The sequence below is a fragment of the Parabacteroides sp. TM07-1AC genome, assembly GCF_003480915.1.
Taxonomy (GTDB): Bacteria; Bacteroidota; Bacteroidia; order Bacteroidales; family Tannerellaceae; genus Parabacteroides; species Parabacteroides chongii.
In genome coordinates, this window is record NZ_QUKD01000011.1 from 236,516 (window position 1) to 242,515 (window position 6,000).

3 protein-coding genes are annotated in these 6,000 nt (G+C 34.2%); all 3 read left to right on the plus strand.

What is annotated here, in order from left to right; translation table 11 throughout:
- Positions 1-197: 197 nt before the first annotated feature.
- Genes DXD68_RS20040 through DXD68_RS20050 form a run of 3 tightly spaced genes read left to right on the plus strand, consistent with a single transcriptional unit; the run spans position 198 to position 5,710 of the window.
- Positions 198-1,397, plus strand: coding sequence for a hypothetical protein (locus DXD68_RS20040; protein ID WP_122363264.1), 1,200 nt, complete (start codon positions 198-200; stop codon positions 1,395-1,397).
- Between the two features lie 25 nt (positions 1,398-1,422).
- Complete coding sequence (locus DXD68_RS20045) at positions 1,423-2,979, plus strand: hypothetical protein (protein ID WP_147383018.1); 1,557 nt, start codon at positions 1,423-1,425, stop codon at positions 2,977-2,979.
- A gap of 28 nt (positions 2,980-3,007) precedes the next feature.
- Positions 3,008-5,710: a DUF4906 domain-containing protein gene (locus DXD68_RS20050; RefSeq protein WP_158585914.1), complete on the plus strand. Its 2,703-nt coding sequence runs from the start codon at positions 3,008-3,010 to the stop codon at positions 5,708-5,710.
- The last annotated feature ends 290 nt before the right edge of the window (positions 5,711-6,000 follow it).

Below are 6,000 nucleotides of genomic sequence, written 5' to 3' on the forward strand. Positions count from 1 at the left end.
TCCCTGAGGGGGACTATTCTATATACATATTGGCATTCCTCTCGTATAGAAAAGGCACTTCTATCAATCTGACAGGTTGCGATTTTTACCCCTTAATCTTGAAAGTTTCGCCTATCGCCACTCTTTTGGAACCACCCTACCTTTGCATCATAAGATAAACGAATATGATTTTAGAAACGATATTTAAGTGTAGGGTTATGAAAGCAATAAATAGATTATCAGTTTTATTTTTCCTGTTCATCGCTGTAGCATGTTCTTCGGAAGACGATATATTAGACGGCGTTGAAACAAAGGCTCCCGATAATAATATAGAAGCTGAAGCTTATGCCGAATTTGAATTTTCATTATCAACGGGTACTACTCAAACAAGATCAAGCGTGGAAGAAGACGGTGAGAGTGATCCTAATGAGGATACAACTGAGGCTTCACTTTCAAGTTGTTATATCGCAGTAATAGACGAATCTGATAATGTAATAGCATCAGATTTCTACAGTACCTATAATTCGGGGGATTTTGGATGGAGTAAGATTGATGGTAAAAATTATCCGACATTAAAAAAACATATAACAATCAAAGTTCATAATGGAGAGAATCCCAAACTGAGATTTTTTGCAATTGCAAATTTGGAGTCAAATGTAAATTCAGATGGAACTTCAGATTCAGACAAGGATGGTTTTATGCAATGTACTACTTGGAATGGTATACAAAACAATCTGATAAAAAGCCATATTAATATTTTTGTGAAGCAAGGCTCATATGAACTGCCTGCAGGTGAAAATCTGATTTTGAAAGAAGATGTATCAAAACATGATGATCGTTGTAATAAGATTCTTATACCTGTATATCAAGTCACATCAGCCGTTTTATTAGAGAGTTTTAAAATAAGAAGAGCGGGACAGAAAGATGGTGTGGAGGAGTTAGGAAGAGTCAAAAGTGTTGAGCTGGTAAATCTTAAAAATAAAACATATTTGAATCCCGACAGAACAGTAGAAGATGATGGTGATAATTATGATAAAGTAGCGGCTTGTGGGGTAGGTGATGATTATACTTTTAATCGCGACTATAAAGATCTGGACTATTATCCAGACCATGTAAATCCCAAATATGAAAGTATTAAACAAATCCGTTTTTATACATATAGGAATGAAACATCTTTGGAAGAGAGAAAAACAGCTTTGAAAATAGTGTATACTTTAGAAGAAGGTGGAGCTGAATATACGAAAGTTATTAAAATTAAGAGTCCGGGGAATGCAGGTCCTGTAGAAAAAGTAGAAGCAGGAAAATTATATAAACTATATGTAACAGTCTCAGAGACTTCAGTAGATATTAACTTTAAGGTTGCTGATTGGATACCTAACACTATCGATTTAGGTGAGATAGAAGGTATAATTAAATAATAGAAAAGGGTAAAATAATAATATTATGGATACGAAAAGAATAATAGGACTAGTCTTAATGATGTTAATTATCATTACCTCATGTAGTGAAGAGAGCCCGGTAGGTGAGCCTCCTTATAATACAGGTACATTCACTTTAAATTTCATGATGAATGAGAGGAATACGAAGGCTACGGAAACTTTAGCTGCTGAGGAGGTACCTGGACATGCAGAAGGTTTTAGTTACTCAACAAAGGAAGAGTTGACTGTAAATAACTGTTTCATTGCTATTTTCGCAAAAGGAGAAGATAACCTATGGACCAGGAGAATATTGGCAGATGATTATTCAATAGAAGAAGATAAGATAGGTTCCTTTAAAGTTGAAGGATTGACATTACCCATTAAAACAGATCTGAAAGTTGTGGCTATAGCCAATTTACCGTTTGATTTAGTTCCGGAATACAAAAATAAAACATATGCAGAATTAACTGAGGCAAAAATTATAACGGAAATAGGAAAGAGTAAAGATTATTATACCTTCGATCCTTCTTCTCTGATTAAAACAGGAGAAAAAGATATGCGTTTTAATGTAAATGGCAACCTTGTTGATTCGAATGATCGTGAAATAGGAGAAGCAGTTATCCCATTAACACAGTTGGCTGCTAAAATTTATTTGAACCTGAGTGTGATTTTACCAACTTCGGAGGGCAAAACAATTGTTGAGGAGGGCGAATATTTTGGGAAGTATCCAGCCCAGGATGTCTTGAATGCAATCAAGAAGAAGGATATAAATGATGTAAATGATAGTAGCTCCCCAATATATATTATTGAAAACAGTGATCAAAATAGTGATGTAAAATTTAAAGTATCATCTTCCAAACCTGAAGGAGATTTTCTGGCAACAGCTTATCAATGTAAGAATGCTGATAAATGTCCCAATGGTTTTGATGGGAAAAAAGAATTTGGAGGTAAAAAATATGCGCATATTACAGGGCTGGTTTTTAAAAAAATAACGACAACTTATGATACTTTTGTGTTTAATATGGAAAAAGTGACTATTAATAATATAGAAACATCTTCATATTTATTGCCTCCAAAAGGACAGCTAAATTCGTCAACTTGTAAACCTGTAGAAATAACTAATATGGGTGAAGGTATAAAAAATGTAAGATTGTTATTCTATACATATCAAAAGCCTTATTATGTAGAATCACTGAACGATCAATCTTTATCTATAAATCTAACAGGGGCTTTAGCTAAAGGTAATTTAGTAAAAGAAGAAATATGGAAACCTAGAGGTGGGATTCATGCTATGTGGAATGATAAGAGTAACGGTTGGGGAGATGGAAATACAACTTTTGTGTATGATTATATAAAGGATGATCAGCCTAGTGATATTGTCGAAAATACAACAGACATGAAACCTATAGGTACTTCTGATTTAGAGTTTATGATTAAAATCAATCCAAATGAAACAACCGAAGGTCTTCTAGCTGGTAATTATTATGAAGTGATAGGTAAGTTGGTTATGAATAAATCGAATCTTACTCTTGAATATGAAGTGGTGAATGAAGAGCCTATAAAAGTAGAAATCCTGCTTTAATAAATAAAAGACTAAAAAAATGTACTATATGAACTGGAATAATTTATATACGATTGTATTGCTCTGCAGTTTATTACTTGTGTCTTGTACTAATGAAGAGTATGCGGAGAAGAGAGAACAGGTAGAGGAAGGTTTACCGGCAACGGTGTCTTTGTCTTTGAATGCTGTTCAGATGGATAAAATCCAGACCCGTTCCGGAGAAGCATTAGCAAATGATGGTAAGGTTTTCGATTTAATGATATTTCTCATCAAAGGAGATGCTGCAGAATGCGTTTATTTTAAGAATGGTTTGGGTAATGAGAGTGCATCGACAAACATAACATTTTCGGTTGAATCAACGAATGATGTTCAATTATATGCTTTAGCAAATGTTGAGGGAGGATCTTACCGACTTGATAAAGAGGATGGCTCATTTAGTGTGGAGGAGCTAAAAGCTATAAATACTAAAAGTGCTTTAATGGATATTACTGCCACTTTGAATGGTGAGCTTATTTCATATATGGATGGTTATGTTTTAATGAGTGGTTATCTGGCTTCATCAGGAACTGATAATGATGCTAGTGTTATAAGCATTACTCCTGGAAAGAATGTTATTACAGATAAAAAGATTTATTTAAGACGAGTTAGTTCAGCGGTCACTTTTAGTATTAAAGCAGGAGAGAATGTCACTTTTACTCCTAAAACTTGGCAAATAAAAAATGTGCCTTATACAACCAATCTCTTTGAGAAAGAAAATGATGCGACTGGGCAGTATTTTGATATGGAGCAAGCAGAACCTGTTCCCAATTCAAAAAAATTTACTTTTTATATGTCTGAAAATCGAAAATCTTCTAGCGCGCAGAGCCTTAAATATGATGATCGTCCTGGTTTTGCTCCAACTGGATCTTCCTATTTGGTTTTAACCGGAGAATATGATGGACCGGCTAGCTATAATTCTTCAGGAGAGGTGGCTTCTGCGAAAGTTCATGCGAATGTGACATATTATATCTACTTAGGTTATATTGATAAAAATGTAAATAATTTTGAGACGAAACGAAATAAGAAATATGAGTATAATATAACTGTAACCGATGTCAATAAAATTATACAGGAAGTTGTAGAAGAAGATTATTATAACTATCAGACGGGAGATGGAGATGTTTATTATACTGATGGTTCTGGTCAACAGATAGAATCATTGGATTCTCATAACTGTTCTTTTGATATAGTTGTTGATCGGAATGATTTAAAAGAAGGAATAGAATATGGTTTCTCCGTTAAAACCCCAAAAACAGGTTATCAATGGCAAGATGATAAAACCAAAGAGAATGGAAGTTCTATTGATATTGACTGGGTTCGTTTTGTTAAGAAAAGTAAATTGGAAGATAATGTAGCTTATCCAGGTGATGATGCAACAAATAAATTGACAGTGAAAGAATTTGTCGATGATATAAAAAGTGCAATTAATAATGAGAATTCTGATTTCTTTGATGAAAGTGGAAAGGCTTATTTTAGAGTTTTTGTGCTAGAATATTATTATGGAGATGATGACTGGAAAGAAGGTATCAATGGACAAAACCGTGAAATGAAAATTATCATGAATACCCAAACAGGGCATGGAAGTTCTGTTACGGATGCGAAATATTATTTTTCTCAAAAGCCCATTCAATCTATTTATGATGTGGATAAAGTAGATGCTGCATGGGGAATTGAATGGGTGAATGAATCAAAAAGATTGCCTTATTATACTACTATTACAGATAATGATATTTGTAATTTTAATAAACCATCGCAAGCAGGTCCTAGGGATCAATATGATGGTAGAGCTAATATGATTCAGGAATTAGGTACTATGGTGGGGCAAAAAGGCGGATGGGAAAATGATGATATATCTAAATATGCCTACGCTGCGTGCATGTCTCGAAATAGGGATGAGAATGGAGATGGAGATATTAATGAAAATGAGATTAAATGGTATCTTCCTGCTTCAAATCAATACAATGATATTTGGATGGGAACTGAAGGTATAGATCAAGAAGCTTGGCTGTATCCTTATTCTAAAATTAAATATGAGAAGGTACATTTTGCTTCAAATACTTGGAATAGAAATATATTTTGGTCGGAGGAAGGAGCCTCTATTAGTGGATTTGGTAATAAAAATAGAGTTCCTGATGGTATGGTGGAAATTCGCTGTGCCCGTAATTTAGGGAAAACATATGGCAAAATTACTTCTGGTCCTGAAAGTGAAATACCAGATCTAATAAATTCTAGAGAAAATAAAAATTACCGTTTGATAGAGGTGATAAATCTTAATAAAAAGTCCTTTAGGAATAAGCAAGTTAGAAATGAGTTAGGCAAACATTTTGAAGATGAGGAAAATAATAAATTGTATAAAGCCTTTTTGGTTCAAAAGAAGGCAGTAGATGCAAATAGGTTTCTTGTAGAGGTGAATAAAAAGGCTGATAACAATGAGTCTCCATGTGATACTAAAAACGGTTGGCGTTTACCTAATCAACGTGAGTATACGATGTTTGCTGATCGTTATGATATATCAGGTACTTATATAACGCGTACTTTGTATAGTTTTGGTCTATTGAGTAATGGACCTGGTTCTAAAAGTTATAATGCAAATGGCTATATGTATAATGGAGGACATATGGGATTGTCTGGTCCTAATGGTACTGATTATCCTGCAAATATTCGTTGTGTCAGGGATATAGATCAAAGTGAGTATTCTAGATTTGGATTCTGAATTGATTAGTAAAGGAGTGTTCCTGATTTTGTAAATAGAAAACAGTAGGTTCAATAACAGGATCTTTTTCGGAGTTTTTTGGCTTTATCCTCTTTTATCCGGACATAACCGGACGTAACCTTTCATAACCGGACACGGCTTTGTATCGCCATCCTATCTTTGTCTCATAATCGAGAAACAAAGGTAGGGTGGCGATGCTGTTTTTAGGCTTAACGGTTTCCAGTTAACGGAGATAAAACGACCTAAAGCGCAATAAACGGAAATAAAGTGCCGTATCGTCACGTAAAGAC